We start from the raw sequence: 14,902 nt of genomic DNA, 5'->3' as shown, positions 1-14,902 counted from the left end.
GAGGGTCAGCGGCCATCCTCGGGCCGACGGGCAGAGCCACATAGATAAAAAAGCCGGTTAAAAAAATGCTAATCGGGTCTGCCCAGCTCCGTATTAAGGTATAGCCTTGAACCCGCTATCGTTATGACAGTAGGAAAACTTACCGAGACCCCGTGAATGTTTTACCGATCGCTGTGGTCACAGCCTTGGCAAACCGAGATCACGCGGTCTGTTCCAGCCGCTAATTTTGTCGTTCGGGAATCTTCCATGCGTCTGTGTAATGTGTTTTTTGTAGGCTGCTTGTCGTTGGTCAGCCTGGCGAGTCATGCCGAAACCCTCAATGGCCTTTATCAAGTACTGGAGCCGGTCAGCAGCCAGTCACCGCAAGAACGCGACCAGGCGACCCAGCGCGCCGTACAGACCCTGGTGATCCGCCTCACTGGCGACGCCAAGGCCGCCGAAGGCCCCGGCCTGGCGGCGGTGCGCAAGGACCCGCAACAAATCATCACGCAATACGGCTACGACGCCGGCCCGCCGGAAAGCCTGCAAGTGGATTTCGACCCCGTCAGCACCGATCGCGCCTTGCGTGAGGCCGGCTTGTCGATCTGGGGCAGCAATCGGCCGTCGATCCTGGGTTGGTGGCTGAATGACTCTACCGACGGCAGCAACCTGGTCGGGGATGGCCAGGCCGTCGCGCAGGCGCTGCGCCGTGCGGCGCAACATCGCGGCTTGCCGCTGCGCCTGCCGTTGGGGGATTTGGATGAACAGGTGGTCGCCACCGCGCCCAACCTCGAAAGCGCGGACGCCACGCCGTTGCGTGCAGCCTCGGAACGCTACGGCGCCGATGCGATGCTCGCAGTGCATGCGCGCCAGGAGGGCAGCCAATGGCAGGCCAAATGGCGCCTGTGGTTGGGCGACAAGAGCGAGCAGGGCACCGCGCAAGGCGCCGACACCGCCGCCGTGGCCGATGCTGTGATGCTGGCGGTCAGCCAGAAACTGGCGCCGCGCTTTGTGGTCAAGCCGGGCGCGAGCACCGAGCAATTGCTCGAAGTGCAGGGCATGACCCTGGAGCGCTACGCCGCGTTGGGCCACTTGCTCGAGCCGTTTGGCGGCCAGCCGCAGCGCGTGGATGGCAATCGTATTGTGTATCGCGTCAATGGCAGCGCCGATCAGTTGCGTACTCAACTGAGCCTGGCCAGGTTGCAGGAGATTCCCGCGGGTGAAGCACTGGCTGCGCAACCGCCAGTGGACGGCACCCAGCCGGTCGTCGCCCCTGAGCCGCAGGCGCAACTGCGTTTTCGCTGGTAAATGTTCTGCTTTATATAGCAGCCGATAAAAGATGGAGTGGTGTATGGCGGATACGCGTCGTTGGGTGTGGCTTGGCGGGATCGCCCTGCTGTGCGTTTTTGTGTTCTTGCTGCATTCGATCCTGACGCCGTTCCTGGTCGCGCTGTTGCTCGCCTATCTGTTCGATCCCGTGGTGGATCGCCTGGAGAAAGCCGGCCTGTCGCGGACTTTGGGGGTGGTCACGGTGTTTGCGCTGTTTACGCTGATCATCACGGCGTTGGTGCTGGTGCTGGTGCCGATGCTGGCCAAGCAGTTGTTCCGTTTGTATGAACTGGCGCCGCAGATGCTCGACTGGCTGCAGCACACGGCGATGCCGTGGGCCCAGGCCAAGCTGGGGCTGGCGGATGGCTTCTGGAAGTTCGACAAGGTCAAGGCTGCGATCAGCGAGCATATGGGCCAGACCACCGACATCGTCGGCGTGGTTCTCAGCCAGGCCACGGCATCCAGCCTGGCGCTGATCGGCTGGCTGACCAATCTGGTGTTGATCCCGGTGGTGGCGTTCTACCTGTTGCGGGACTGGGACATCATGATGGCCAAGATCCGCAGCCTGCTGCCGCGTGACCGTGAAGCGCGCATCGTGTCCCTGGCCGGGGAGTGTCATGAGGTCTTGGGGGCGTTCGTGCGCGGCCAACTGCTGGTGATGCTGGCCCTGGGGATTATCTATGCCGCCGGCTTGATGGCGATCGGCCTGGAGCTGGGCCTGTTGATTGGCTTGATTGCCGGTCTGGCCGCGATCGTGCCGTACATGGGCTTTGTGATCGGTATCGGTGCGGCGCTGGTGGCCGGGCTGTTCCAGTTTGGCGGTGACCTGTACCCGATGCTCGGGATTGTCGCGGTGTTCATGGTCGGCCAGGCCCTCGAAGGCATGGTGCTGACCCCGTTGCTGGTGGGTGATCGCATCGGCCTGCACCCGGTCGCGGTGATCTTTGCGATCCTGGCTGGCGGTGAGTTGTTCGGCTTCACCGGCATCCTGCTCGCGCTGCCGGTGGCGGCGGTGATCATGGTGCTGGTGCGTCATGTCCACGATCTGTACAAGGATTCGGATATGTACGGGGGCGTTGAAGACCCCGATTTGTAATCGCGGTGTCACAAACCCGGCCCAGGCCGGGTTTGTTGTTTCTGGCGCTGTGGCGTCAAACAATTTGCGTAAATCCAACAAGTTAACGCAAACCTTTGATTTTGCTTATGGTCTGCTGCATTGTGCGCCCGGCGTCACGGGTATAAACTTTGCAAACTTTTCACAGAGGCCACTAACGGTTCGATCGGAGCCGTTCAGTCAGCATGAAACCGATTCAGCTGCCCTTAGGTGTGCGTCTGCGTGACGACGCCACCTTTATCAATTACTACCCAGGCGCCAACGCCGCAGCACTCGGCTATGTCGAGCGGCTCTGCGAAGCCGACGCCGGGTGGACTGAAAGCCTGATCTACCTGTGGGGCAAGCAAGGCGTGGGGCGCACCCACCTGTTGCAGGCCGCGTGCCTGCGCTTCGAGCAGATGGGCGAACCGGCGGTTTACCTGCCGTTGGCGGAGTTGATGGACCGCGGGATCGGGATTTTCGACAACCTCGAACAATACGAACTGGTGTGCCTGGACGATCTGCAGGCCGTCGCCGGCAAGGCGGATTGGGAAGAGGCGCTGTTTCATCTGTTCAACCGCCTGCGCGACAGCGGGCGCCGCCTGCTGATCGCGGCTTCGACCTCGCCCCGTGAGTTGCCGGTCAAGCTGGCCGACCTCAAGTCGCGCCTGACCCTGGCGCTGATCTTCCAGATGCGCCCGCTGTCCGACGAGGACAAATTGCGTGCCCTGCAATTGCGTGCATCCCGTCGCGGCCTGCACCTCACCGACGAGGTCGGGCACTTTATCCTCACCCGCGGCACCCGCAGCATGAGCGCATTGTTCGATTTGCTCGAGCAGCTCGATCAGGCCTCTTTGCAGGCCCAGCGCAAGCTGACGATTCCCTTCCTCAAGGAAACCCTCGGCTGGTAGCCAGCCCTTGTATTTCGGGGGCTTCGGCAAATTTCAGGCGCCAGGAAACCTGCGTTTTGGCCGGCTTGGCCACGCAAAACACGCGCAAAGGGTATTAAGGGCTTAGATGTCATAACGCAAACAGTAAGTCACATGGATCACGATTGAATTTGCAAATCGATGTGATAGAAGGCATAGTCTCGACTTCTTTACACATCAGCCACGGTCGTGCCCATGCTAAATCGCTTCGCACCCCTCGTGCCTCTCGCACTTGTCGCTCTGTTGTTTGGTTGCGCCTCCCACCCTCAACAAGTGGCCGAGCAGCACAATCAACAGTATAAAAATCAGGCAAAATTCGTTGCTGCGCAGTCTTCCACTGTTTATGAGGAAGAGCTGGCAACCGAAAAAGAACTGGCCGCCTTCGCTGGCAACAAGCCTTATCAGCTTCCCGTTCTGGCCGACAGCATCCTCGAACGCGGCATGTCCCTGATCGGTACCCGTTACCGTTTCGGCGGTACCTCTGAAGCCGGTTTTGATTGCAGCGGTTTTATCGGTTACCTGTTTCGCGAAGAAGCTGGCATGAACCTGCCACGCTCCACCCGCGAAATGATCAACGTGAATGCACCGTTGGTCGCGCGTAACAACCTCAAGCCTGGGGATCTGCTTTTCTTCAGTACCAGTGGCCGCGGTCGCGTCAGTCACGCCGGTATCTACCTGGGCGATAACCAGTTTATCCACTCCAGCAGCCGCCGCAGCGGTGGTGTTCGAGTCGACAGCCTGGGCGACAGCTACTGGAGCAAAACCTTCATCGAAGCCAAGCGCGCACTCGCCATGGCCCCGACGACGATTACCGCTAGCAAGTAAAGTTAAAGTGATACTTGAAGTTTGACGTGTAAGCGCTAGAATCTCTGGACATTGTTGTAATCCGTTCGCGCAAGCCATGCTTGCGCGTTCTGGTTTTCAGCGTTCGGCAGCGAAAGCCGCATCCAGACCAGGATTGTTCTGCACATGTCGACCTCGGCCCGCCTGATTCTTATTGTTTGCGCCGCGCTGCTCAGCGCCTGCGCAAGCCGCCCGCAGCCTGCGCCCGTAGCGGCCAAGCCTAAACCAGTGTTCAACTATTCCAGCCAGAGTTCGCCGGTCGCTGAAGACGTGCTGTTCCGCGCGCTGGGCCTGGTCGGTACGCCTTATCGTTGGGGCGGCAATACGCCGGACTCCGGTTTCGATTGCAGCGGGTTGATCGGGTTTGTCTACCGTGATGCCGCGGGTATCTCTCTGCCGCGCACCACGCGCGAACTGATCGTGATGCGCGCCCAGGACGTCAGCGCACAGAACCTGCAAACCGGTGACCTGCTGTTCTTCGCCACGGGTGGCGGCTCGCAGGTCAGCCACGCCGGGATCTATGTCGGCGAAGGGCGCTTTGTGCATGCGCCGCAGACGGGCGGTACGGTGAAGCTGGACACCTTGTCCAAAGCCTACTGGCAGAACGCCTACCTGAGCGCCAAGCGCGTGTTGCCGGCTGAGCACTTGGCCCGCAACCCCTAAGCCAAACCAGGATCCAAATGTGGGAGGGAGCTTGCTCCCGATGAGGGCGTGTCAGTCCATGCATTCAGTGACTGACCCACCGCTATCGTGGGCAAGACGAATCGTCGCACCGCCCCTCCCACATTTGTAATAGTTACTTAGCCGCAGAAACCCGCCACACCTTATTCCCCACATCGTCCGCCACCAGCAAGTCGCCCTGCTTGTCGATGACCACGCCAACCGGTCGTCCCATGGCTTGTTCTTCGCTGTTGAGGAACCCGGTCAGCACGTCCACTGGCGGCCCCTTCGGCTTGCCGCCCTCGAACGGTACGAAGATCACCTTGTAGCCGCTGTGCGGCTTGCGGTTCCACGAGCCGTGCTGGCCGATAAACGCACCGTTGATAAAGGGCGCTGGGAGTTTGCTGCCCTCGGCGAAGGTCAGGCCCAGCGAGGCGGTGTGTGGGCCTACGGCGTAGTCCGGCGCAATGGCTTTGGCCACCAGGTCCGGGTTCTGCGGTGTGACGCGTACATCCACATGCTGCCCGTAATAGCTGAAGGGCCAGCCATAAAAGGCGCCATCCTGGACCGAGGTGATGTAGTCCGGCACCAGGTCGCTGCCGATCTCGTCGCGCTCGTTCACTGCCGTCCACAGCTTGCCGCTCTGCGGTTCCCAGGCCATGCCGTTCGGGTTGCGCAGGCCGGAGGCGAAGATACGGTGCTGGCCGCTGGCGCGGTCGACTTCCCAGATCGCCGCGCGGCCTTGTTCCGCTTCCAGGCCGTTCTCGGCGACGTTGCTGTTGGAACCGACGCTCACATACAACTTGCTGCCGTCCTTGCTGGCCACCACGTTTTTCGTCCAGTGATGGTTGATGCTGCCCGCTGGCAGGTCGATGACCTTGCTGCCGGCGGCCTTGATCGCGGTTTCGCCGGTCTGATAGGGAAAGCGCAACAGCTTGTCCGAATCGGCCACGTACAGGTCATTGCCCACCAGCGTCATGCCGAAGGGCGAGTTGAGGTTTTCCAGGAACACGGTGCGGGTCTCCGCGACCCCGTCATGGTCGGCATCGCGCAGCAGGGTGATGCGGTTCGGGCTCGGCACACCGGCGCCGGCGCGGCCCATGACTGTCTGCATCACCCAACCCCGCACGCCTTTGGCGTCGTCCGGCTTGGGCGGCGCGTTGGTTTCCGCCACCAGCACATCGCCATTGGGCAGTACATACAGCCAGCGCGGGTGGTCCAGGCCTTCGGCGAACGCCACCACCTGGGTGCCGGCGGCGGCCGTGGGCTGGGTGCCCGCCGGCCAGCCGATGGCCGGGGCGATGTTCACAGTGGGGATCAGGGTCTTGTTCGGCTCCGGCAGCTGCGGTGAAGGCCCGGTGCCATCGGACACCTTCAGGGTCGAGCTTTCCCCGCAGGCGGCGAGGGTGCCCGCGAGCATGATCAGTAAGGCGAGTCTTGTTTTATGCATGGTTTTCTCCTGGATGCCTGTAAGGGTAGAGGCGCCCGATGCGGCGATGGTTCAAGTGCAAGGCCAGCTTTAATTGACGCTCCACCCCCAACCCACTAACCTTCGCCGCTTGTTCCAGGTGCTCTGTGACCCACGGGTCGACTGAGTGAAACAGGGAAGCCGGTGAGTGAGCGCACTTGTACACAGTGCTGCCGCGATTCCGGCGCTGCCCCCGCAACGGTAAATGAGTCAAGACGGTGCTGTTTGCCACTGTATCGCCCGCGATATGGGAAGGCGCGCCGTCGGCGTGCGCTCTAGCGCGCCACTCATGAGCCCGGAGACCGGCCTGGATCATCCAACAGCATCACGGTGGGCGATGCTTGGCTGTCTGTTGTTGTTTTTTCCTGCCCGCCGTTTTTTGTCCAGCCCCAACGGAGAGCTGCCATGACCGATTCCCCCGAGCGCGACGAACGCCATCTGGCGCGCATGCTGCGCAAAAAAGCCGTGATCGATGAACGCATCGCCAATTCCCCGAACGAATGCGGCTTGCTGTTGGTGCTGACCGGCAACGGCAAAGGCAAGAGTAGCTCGGCGTTTGGCATGCTGGCCCGCGCCATGGGCCACGGCATACAGTGCGGCGTGGTGCAGTTCATCAAGGGGCGCAACAGCACCGGCGAAGAACTGTTCTTCCGCCGTTTCCCCGAGCAAGTGCGTTTCCATGTAATGGGCGAGGGCTTTACCTGGGAAACCCAGGACCGCCAGCGCGACATCGCGGCCGCCGAGGCCGCCTGGGCGGTGTCCCGCCAATTGCTGCAAGACCCGAGCATCGGCCTGGTGGTGCTGGATGAGCTGAACATCGCGCTCAAGCACGGCTACCTCGACCTCGATCAAGTCCTCAGCGACCTGCAGGCCCGCCCGCCGATGCAGCACGTGGTGGTCACCGGCCGTGGCGCCAAGCCTGAACTGATCGAAATGGGCGACACCGTCACCGACATGGGCATGCTCAAGCATGCGTTCCAGGCCGGTATCAAGGCACAGAAAGGCGTCGAACTTTGAATCAGCCCCGCCATTGCCCGGCTGTCTTGATCGCCGCACCGGCGTCCGGCCAGGGCAAAACCACGGTCACCGCCGCGCTGGCGCGCTTGCACCGCAACCTGGGGCGCAAGGTGCGTGTGTTCAAATGCGGCCCGGACTTCCTCGACCCAATGATCCACGAGCGCGCCAGCGGTGCGCCGGTGTATCAATTGGACATGTGGATGGTGGGTGAGCAGGAAAGTCGCCGCCTACTGTGGGAAGCAGCGGGGGAGGCGGACCTGATCCTGATCGAAGGCGTGATGGGGCTGTTCGACGGCACACCTTCCAGCGCCGACCTGGCGCGGCACTTCGGTGTGCCGGTGCTCGGCGTGATCGATGGCACGGCCATGGCGCAGACCTTCGGCGCCCTGGCCCTCGGCCTGGCACGCTATCAGCCGGACTTGCCGTTCGCCGGCGTGCTGGCCAACCGCGTCGGCACCCTGCGCCATGCGCAATTGCTCGAAGGCAGCCTCACCGAAGGCCTGCGCTGGTATGGCGCGTTGTCCCGCGAGACTGCTATCGAATTACCCAGTCGCCACCTGGGCCTGGTGCAAGCCAGCGAACTGAATGACCTCGACCTGCGCCTGGACGCCGCCGCCCAAGCGTTGGGCAGCAGTTGCGAGGTTGCGTTGCCGCCGCCGGTCACCTTTGCCGCACCGCCGGTAACCCGCGCCGAACCGTTGCTGGCTGGCGTGCGGATCGCCGTCGCGCGTGACGAAGCCTTCGCCTTCACTTACGGTGCCAGCCTCGATCTGCTGCGGGCGATGGGCGCCGAGTTGAGCTTCTTCTCGCCGATCCATGATCGCCAATTGCCAGACGCCGACAGCCTCTATCTGCCCGGTGGTTACCCGGAATTGCATCACCAGGCGCTGTCGGAAAACACCGCGATGCTGGAGGCGATCCGTGCCCATCACGCTGCCGGCAAACCGCTGCTCGCCGAGTGTGGCGGCATGCTCTATCTACTGGACTCGCTCACCGATGTCGACGGCCTCCGCGCCGGACTGGTCGGCCTGCTGCAGGGCGCTGCGGTGATGCAAAAGAAGCTCGCGGCGCTGGCTCTGCAAAGCGTCGAATTGCCCGAGGGCGTGTTGCGTGGGCACACCTATCACCACTCGCTGACCAGCACCGACTGGGTGCCCATTGCCCGTGGCGTGAGCCCCAATGGCGGGCGCGGGGCCGAGGCGGTGTATCGACAGGGGCGGCTGACCGCTTCCTACGTTCACTTCTACTTCCCCTCCAACCCCCGGGCCGTGGCCGCTCTGTTTGCGCCCGAGCGAGTCGCACCGCACGCTGCGCCACAGCACGAATCCACGGTGGAAGCGGGCTTGCCCGCGATAGGCTCATGACCGACAACGCTTTCCCCCAGGCCGAGCGCGACGCCGTCTACCGTGCCATCGCCGAACGCCGTGACATGCGTCACTTCAGCGGCGGTGACGTGGCTCCCGAACTGCTGCAGCGCTTGCTCCAGGCCGCACACCAGGCGCCGAGCGTCGGCTTGATGCAGCCGTGGCGTTTTATCCGCATCAGCGACCGCCCATTGCGTGGGCGGATTCAACAGTTGGTGGAGGAAGAACGCATACGCACCGCCGAGGCCTTGGGCGAGCGTTCCGATACGTTCATGAAGCTCAAGGTCGAAGGCATCCACGACTGCGCCGAAGTGCTGGTGGCGGCGCTGATGGATGAGCGCGAGCGACATATCTTCGGCCGGCGTACCTTGCCGGAAATGGACATGGCCTCGCTGTCCTGCGCGATCCAGAATCTGTGGCTGGCCGCGCGGGTCGAAGGGCTGGGCATGGGTTGGGTGTCGTTGTTCGAACCGCAGGCCCTGGCCGACCTGCTGGGCTTGCCGCCCGGCGCGAAACCCTTGGCGGTGTTGTGCCTGGGGCCGGTCGAAGCGTTCTATCCGGCACCGATGTTGCAGCTCGAAGGCTGGGCCGAACCGCGCCCGCTGAGCGACATGTTGTATGAAAATACCTGGGGAGTGCGTCAATGAGTGTGGCCTTGCTGTGTGTCGCTGCGGTGGCGCTGGATGCGCTGCTGGGCGAGCCCAGGCGCTGGCATCCGCTGGTGGCGTTCGGCAACTTCGCCGCGCGCATCGAGCAGCGTTTCAACAGCGGTGGCCGTGGCTGGCGCAGCCATGGCGTGACCGCCTGGTTTATTGCGGTGGTGCCGTTGACGCTGTTGGCCACCGCGTTGTCGTGGGCGCCTTACATCGGCTGGGTGCTGGAGATCCTCGCGTTGTACTGTGCCCTCGGCATGCGCAGTCTCGGCGAGCACGTGATCCCGGTGGCCCAGGCCCTGCGCGGTGATGACCTGGACGAAGCCCGGCGGCGCGTGAGTTACCTGGTGAGTCGCCAGACCAGTGAACTGGATCGCACTGAAGTCGCTCGCGCCGCCACCGAATCGGTGCTGGAAAACGGCAGCGACGCGGTGTTTGCCGCACTGTTCTGGTTTGTCGTCGCGGGTGTGCCGGGCGTGGTGCTGTACCGCTTGAGCAACACCCTTGACGCCATGTGGGGCTATCGCAACGAACGCTTCGAGCGTTTCGGATGGGCGGCGGCCAGGATCGACGATGTACTGAACTATATTCCGGCACGCCTGGTGGCGTTGACCTACGCCGTACTCGGTAAAACCAGGCTGGCCATCAAATGCTGGCGCCGTCAGGGCCCGACCTGGGACAGCCCCAACGCCGGTCCGGTGATGGCGGCGGGGGCAGGTGCCTTGGGCGTCGAGTTGGGCGGTGCCGCGATCTATCACGGTGAGCTGCACCAGCGTCCGCCACTGGGCGAAGGCCCGGCGGCGGATGCGGACGCCATCGACCGCGGCTGGCAACTGGTGCAGCGCGGCGTATGGTTGTGGCTGCTGATCCTATGCGTCGGGGGGCAATTGTATGCTTGAGCACGGTGGCCGGCTGCGTAAGGCGGCGATTGAATATGGGATTGCCGAGGCCGAATGGCTCGACCTGTCCAGCGGCCTGGCGCCCTGGCCGTGGCCGGTCCCCGAGATTCCGTTGCGCGCCTGGGCGCGTCTGCCGGAAACCGACGACGGTCTGGAGCAAGCCGCCAGCGAATACTATGGCACTGCGCATTTATTGCCGGTGCCGGGTTCCCAGGCGGCGATCCAACTGCTACCGCGCTTGCGCCGGGGCGGCAAGGTCGGCGTGCTGTCACCTTGCTATGCCGAGCACGCCGAGGCCTGGCGTCGCGCCGGCTACGTGGTGCGCGAAGTGCAGGAGCAGGAGGTCGACTTCTTTCTCGACAGCCTGGACGTGCTGGTGGTGGTCAACCCGAATAACCCCACGGGCCTGAGCCTGACCCCGCAACGGCTGCTCGACTGGCATGCGCGGCTGGCCCAGCGCGGCGGTTGGCTGGTGGTGGACGAAGCGTTCATGGACGTCACGCCGCACCTGAGCCTGGCTAGCCAGGCCCATCAGGTCGGCCTGATCGTGCTGCGTTCGTTCGGCAAGTTCTTCGGCCTGGCCGGTGTGCGCCTGGGGTTTGTGCTGGCGGAGCGCAAGTTGCTCAAGCTGTTGGCCGAACAGGTCGGGCCGTGGGCGGTCAGCGGGCCGACGCGGGTGATCGGCCAAGCGTGTCTGCGCGATACCGCCGGGCACACCCGGCAACGCAACCGTTGCCTGGAAGCCGGCCAGCGCTTGTTCGATTTGCTCGAGCGCCAAGGCTTCCAACCCCAGGGCGGCTGCGCCCTGTTTCAATGGCTGATCACCCCTCACGCCGAACGCATGCACAACTTCATGGCCCAGCGCGGCATTCTACTGCGCCTGTTTGTCCACGACAGCAGCCTGCGTTTCGGCCTGCCCGACACCGACGCCGATTGGCAGCGCCTGGAACAGGCCCTGATCGCCTACAAGGACGCGGTATGAGTACGCTGATGGTGCAAGGCACGACGTCCGATGCCGGTAAAAGCACCCTGGTCACCGCCTTGTGCCGCTGGCTGGTGCGCCAGGGCGTGGCGGTGGTGCCGTTCAAGCCGCAGAACATGGCGCTCAACAGCGCGGTGACGGCCGAAGGCGGCGAAATCGGCCGTGCCCAGGCGGTGCAGGCGCAGGCCGCCAACCTGGCGCCGCACACCGACATGAACCCGGTGCTGCTCAAACCCAACAGCGACACCGGTGCCCAAGTGATCATCCATGGCCGCGCCGTGACCAGCATGAACGCAGTGGCCTATCACGACTACAAAGCCATCGCGATGCAGGCGGTGCTGGCGTCCCACACGCGTTTGAGCGACGCCTACCCGGTGGTGATGGTCGAAGGCGCAGGCTCCCCGGCGGAGATCAACCTGCGCGCCAATGACATCGCCAACATGGGCTTCGCCGAGGCCGTGGATTGCCCGGTGCTGCTGATCGCCGACATCAATCGCGGCGGCGTGTTCGCGCATCTGGTGGGCACCCTTGAATTGCTTTCGCCGACCGAACAGGCGCGGGTCAAAGGCTTCATCATCAACCGTTTTCGCGGCGATATCGCCTTGTTGCAGCCGGGCCTGGATTGGCTGGAAGCGCGCACCGGCAAACCGGTGGTTGGCGTATTGCCCTACGTGATGGACCTGCACCTGGAGGCCGAAGACGGCATCGACCAGCGTCAGATCGACAAGGCGGCCGAGGTGCTCAAGGTGGTCGTGCCGGTGTTGCCGCGCATCAGCAACCACACCGACTTTGACCCGCTGCGCCTGCATCCCCAGGTGGACTTGCAGTTCATCGGCCCGGGCCAGCCGATTCCCGCCGCCGACCTGATTATTCTGCCGGGCTCGAAAAGCGTGCGCAGTGACCTCGCGTACCTGCGCGCCAATGGCTGGGACACTGCGGTGGCGCGGCACTTGCGCTACGGCGGCAAGGTGCTGGGAATTTGCGGCGGGTTGCAGATGCTCGGCGAGCAGGTGCATGACCCGCTCGGGCTTGAGGGGCCGGCCGGCTCCAGTGACGGTCTGGGGCTGCTGGCGTTCAGTACGACGCTGGCGCAAGAGAAGCAGTTGCGCAATGTGCGTGGGCGCCTGTTGCTGGAGGACGCCGAGGTCAGTGGGTATGAGATCCATGCGGGCGTGACGTCCGGCGCGGCTCTGGAACGTCCTGCTGTGCATCTGGACGATGGCCGACATGACGGCGCCCAGAGCGCTGACGGGCAAATCCTCGGGACTTATCTGCACGGTGTGTTCGAAACCCCGGCCGCGTGCAGCGCCTTGTTGCGCTGGGCCGGTGTGCAGGCGGTGCAAGAGGTCGATTACCACGCCTTGCGCGAGCGCGACATCGAACGGTTGGCCGATCTGGTGGAACAGCATCTGGATACCGCGCTGTTGCGCAGGTTGTGTGGGATTTGAGGGCTTGCCTGAGACACCGAGGTGTCAGCATTGCTGGCACGCCAGCTCCCACCGTTGACCGAGCCCGGCTCGAATACCGAGGTGCCATCCCATGCTCCAACTGATTCTCGGCGGCGCCCGTTCCGGCAAGAGCCGCCTGGCGGAAAAACTCGCCAGCGACAGCGCGTTGCCCGTCATTTATATCGCCACCAGCCAACCGCTGGACGGTGAGATGAACCAGCGTGTCGCCCTGCATCGCCAGCGCCGCCCGGATCACTGGGGCCTGATCGAAGAACCGATCGAACTGGCACGGGTGCTGCGCGAAAACGCCACGCCCGAGCGCTGCCTGCTGGTGGATTGCCTCACGCTCTGGCTGACCAATCTGCTGCTGCTCGATAACCCCGAGCGCCTGGCTTTTGAGCGTGACCAATTGCTCGAAAGCCTGGCCTCATTGCCAGGTGAAATCCTGTTTGTCAGCAACGAGACCGGTTTGGGTGTCGTGCCGCTGGGCGAATTGACTCGCCGCTATGTGGATGAAGCCGGTTGGCTGCATCAAGCCTTGGCCGAACGGTGTCAGCGCGTTGTCCTGACCGTTGCCGGCCTGCCCCTGACTTTGAAAGGTACTGCGTTATGACGGAAACCTGGTGGCTCAACCCGTGCAAGGCCAGCGACGCTTCGGCGTATCAACACGCCTTGGCGCGCCAACAGCAATTGACCAAGCCGGCCGGCTCCCTCGGCCGCCTGGAAGCGTTGGCGGTGCAGTTGGCCGGCCTGCAAGGCCGGGTCAAACCGGCGATGGAGCAGGTGTGGATCGCCATCTTTGCCGGCGACCACGGTGTGGTGGCCGAAGGTGTGTCGGCGTATCCCCAGGCAGTCACCGGGCAGATGCTGCATAACTTTGTCGCCGGCGGTGCGGCCATCAGCGTATTGGCGCAGCAACTGGCGGCGCAGTTGGAAGTGATCGACCTCGGCACGGTGACGCCGTCGCTGAACCTGCCCGGCGTGCGTCACCTGAATATCGCAGCGGGCACCGCCAACTTCGTCAACGGCCCGGCGATGACCGAGGCGCAAGGGCGGCTGGCGCTGCTGGCCGGTCGCGACAGCGCGCGCCGTGCGTTGGCGAGCGGCGCGCAGCTGTTTATCGGCGGCGAGATGGGGATCGGCAACACCACCGCCGCCAGCGCGTTGGCGTGTGCCTTGCTTGATTGCCCGGTGAGTGATTTGACCGGGCCGGGTACCGGCTTGGATGCCCAAGGTGTCAGCCACAAAGTCTCCGTCATCGAACGCGCACTGGCGGTGCATGCCGCGCAACGCGGTGATGCGCTGCACACCCTGTTCAACCTCGGCGGGTTGGAGATCGCGGCGTTGGTCGGTGCCTATCTGGCCTGCGCCCAGGACGGCATCGTGGTGCTGGTGGACGGCTTTATCTGCAGCGTCGCCGCGTTGGTCGCCACGCGGCTGAACCCGGCGTGCCGGGAGTGGCTGGTGTTCGGCCATCGCGGCGCCGAGCCTGGCCATCGCCACGTGCTGCACTGCCTCGACGCGCAACCGTTGCTCGAACTCGGCCTGCGGCTCGGCGAAGGCAGCGGCGCGGCGTTGGCGGTGCCGCTGCTGCGCCTGGCCTGCGCGCTGCACGGGCAGATGGCGACATTCGCCGAAGCCGCCGTGGCGGACCGCCCGGCATGACCTTGCACCTGGACCTGTTGCGCCACGGCGAAACCGAATTGGGCGGTGGCCTGCGCGGCAGCCTCGACGATGCGCTCACCGCAAACGGCTGGGCGCAGATGCATGCTGCGGTGGCCGGGCAGGGCCCATGGGACCGATTGATCAGTTCGCCGCTGCAGCGGTGTGCGCGGTTCGCGCAAGAACTGGGCGCAACACTCAACGTGCCGGTGAGCCTGGAAAAGGCCCTGCAGGAATTGCACTTCGGCGCCTGGGAAGGGCAGGGCGCGGCGGCGTTGATGGAGACCGACGCCGACGGGCTGGGCGCGTTCTGGGCCGACCCCTATAGCTTCACGCCACCTGACGGTGAACGTGTCAGCGACTTTTCCGATCGGGTTCTCGGCGCGGTCTCACGCTTGCATCAGGCTTATGCCGGACAGCGTGTGTTGTTGATCAGCCACGGTGGGGTGATGCGTCTGCTGCTGGCCCGGGCGCGCGGTTTACCCCGAGCGCAGTTGCTGAATGTCGAAGTCGCCCATGGCGCACTGTTCAGCCTGCAGGTTGCGGCCGACGGCGCGTTGAAGGAAGGGCGCTGAA

15 protein-coding genes and 1 riboswitch are annotated in these 14,902 nt (G+C 63.9%); of the genes, 14 read left to right on the top strand and 1 reads right to left on the bottom strand.

All coding sequences use genetic code 11. From position 1 onward, the window contains the following. The first annotated feature begins 246 nt into the window (after positions 1-246). The 5 genes from PverR02_RS23010 to PverR02_RS22990 all read left to right on the top strand — a co-directional run bounded on the left by PverR02_RS23010 (position 247) and on the right by PverR02_RS22990 (position 4,836). Positions 247-1,287, top strand: coding sequence for a DUF2066 domain-containing protein (locus PverR02_RS23010; RefSeq protein WP_017845319.1), 1,041 nt, complete (start codon positions 247-249; stop codon positions 1,285-1,287). 43 nt (positions 1,288-1,330) lie between these two features. After that, positions 1,331-2,404, top strand: coding sequence for an AI-2E family transporter (locus PverR02_RS23005; RefSeq protein WP_046382482.1), 1,074 nt, complete (start codon positions 1,331-1,333; stop codon positions 2,402-2,404). A 203-nt stretch (positions 2,405-2,607) separates the two neighbouring features. Further along, positions 2,608-3,312, top strand: a complete 705-nt coding sequence (gene hda, locus PverR02_RS23000; protein WP_017845321.1) for a DnaA regulatory inactivator Hda — start codon at positions 2,608-2,610, stop codon at positions 3,310-3,312. 213 nt (positions 3,313-3,525) lie between these two features. Beyond that, the gene (locus tag PverR02_RS22995; protein ID WP_046382483.1) at positions 3,526-4,155 is read left to right on the top strand and encodes a C40 family peptidase; all 630 of its coding nucleotides are present in this window, start codon (positions 3,526-3,528) and stop codon (positions 4,153-4,155) included. 144 nt (positions 4,156-4,299) lie between these two features. Further along, positions 4,300-4,836 (top strand): C40 family peptidase, encoded by a 537-nt coding sequence (locus PverR02_RS22990; RefSeq protein WP_017845323.1) that lies wholly within the window; start codon positions 4,300-4,302, stop codon positions 4,834-4,836. 133 nt (positions 4,837-4,969) lie between these two features. Here the strand turns inward: PverR02_RS22990 and PverR02_RS22985 are convergent, their stop codons facing one another. Then, complete coding sequence (locus tag PverR02_RS22985) at positions 4,970-6,283, bottom strand: PQQ-dependent sugar dehydrogenase (RefSeq protein WP_079444474.1); 1,314 nt, start codon at positions 6,281-6,283, stop codon at positions 4,970-4,972. A 99-nt stretch (positions 6,284-6,382) separates the two neighbouring features. Next, a riboswitch (cobalamin riboswitch) is annotated at positions 6,383-6,626 on the top strand. Positions 6,627-6,706: 80 nt separating this feature from the next. On the opposite strand from PverR02_RS22985, the gene cobO reads away from it, so the two are divergent. The 9 genes from cobO to cobC all read left to right on the top strand — a co-directional run bounded on the left by cobO (position 6,707) and on the right by cobC (position 14,901). Further along, on the top strand, positions 6,707-7,318 hold the full coding sequence (gene cobO / locus PverR02_RS22980; RefSeq protein ID WP_079444473.1) for a cob(I)yrinic acid a,c-diamide adenosyltransferase: 612 nt from the start codon (positions 6,707-6,709) through the stop codon (positions 7,316-7,318). Further along, positions 7,315-8,682: a cobyrinate a,c-diamide synthase gene (locus PverR02_RS22975; protein ID WP_079444472.1), complete on the top strand. Its 1,368-nt coding sequence runs from the start codon at positions 7,315-7,317 to the stop codon at positions 8,680-8,682. Before cobO ends, PverR02_RS22975 begins: the two co-directional genes overlap by 4 nt. Continuing rightward, complete coding sequence (bluB, locus tag PverR02_RS22970) at positions 8,679-9,329, top strand: 5,6-dimethylbenzimidazole synthase (RefSeq protein ID WP_046382487.1); 651 nt, start codon at positions 8,679-8,681, stop codon at positions 9,327-9,329. The genes PverR02_RS22975 and bluB overlap by 4 nt, the downstream gene beginning before the upstream one ends. Further along, positions 9,326-10,234, top strand: coding sequence for an adenosylcobinamide-phosphate synthase CbiB (gene cbiB, locus PverR02_RS22965; RefSeq protein WP_017845328.1), 909 nt, complete (start codon positions 9,326-9,328; stop codon positions 10,232-10,234). Before bluB ends, cbiB begins: the two co-directional genes overlap by 4 nt. Next, positions 10,227-11,216, top strand: coding sequence for a threonine-phosphate decarboxylase CobD (gene cobD / locus PverR02_RS22960; RefSeq protein ID WP_079444471.1), 990 nt, complete (start codon positions 10,227-10,229; stop codon positions 11,214-11,216). The genes cbiB and cobD overlap by 8 nt, the downstream gene beginning before the upstream one ends. Beyond that, a complete protein-coding gene (locus PverR02_RS22955; RefSeq protein ID WP_017845330.1) occupies positions 11,213-12,664 on the top strand; it encodes a cobyric acid synthase in 1,452 nt (483 codons plus the stop codon). Before cobD ends, PverR02_RS22955 begins: the two co-directional genes overlap by 4 nt. A 91-nt stretch (positions 12,665-12,755) precedes the next feature. Further along, positions 12,756-13,277, top strand: coding sequence for a bifunctional adenosylcobinamide kinase/adenosylcobinamide-phosphate guanylyltransferase (cobU, locus tag PverR02_RS22950; protein WP_079444470.1), 522 nt, complete (start codon positions 12,756-12,758; stop codon positions 13,275-13,277). After that, positions 13,274-14,329, top strand: coding sequence for a nicotinate-nucleotide--dimethylbenzimidazole phosphoribosyltransferase (gene cobT / locus PverR02_RS22945; protein ID WP_079444469.1), 1,056 nt, complete (start codon positions 13,274-13,276; stop codon positions 14,327-14,329). The genes cobU and cobT overlap by 4 nt, the downstream gene beginning before the upstream one ends. Continuing rightward, positions 14,326-14,901 (top strand): alpha-ribazole phosphatase family protein, encoded by a 576-nt coding sequence (cobC, locus tag PverR02_RS22940; protein WP_079444468.1) that lies wholly within the window; start codon positions 14,326-14,328, stop codon positions 14,899-14,901. The genes cobT and cobC overlap by 4 nt, the downstream gene beginning before the upstream one ends. Position 14,902 lies beyond the last annotated feature (1 nt).

Source organism: Pseudomonas veronii (genome assembly GCF_002028325.1).
Classification (GTDB): domain Bacteria; phylum Pseudomonadota; class Gammaproteobacteria; order Pseudomonadales; family Pseudomonadaceae; genus Aquipseudomonas; species Aquipseudomonas veronii.
This window is presented reverse-complemented; position numbering and strand designations above follow the sequence as displayed.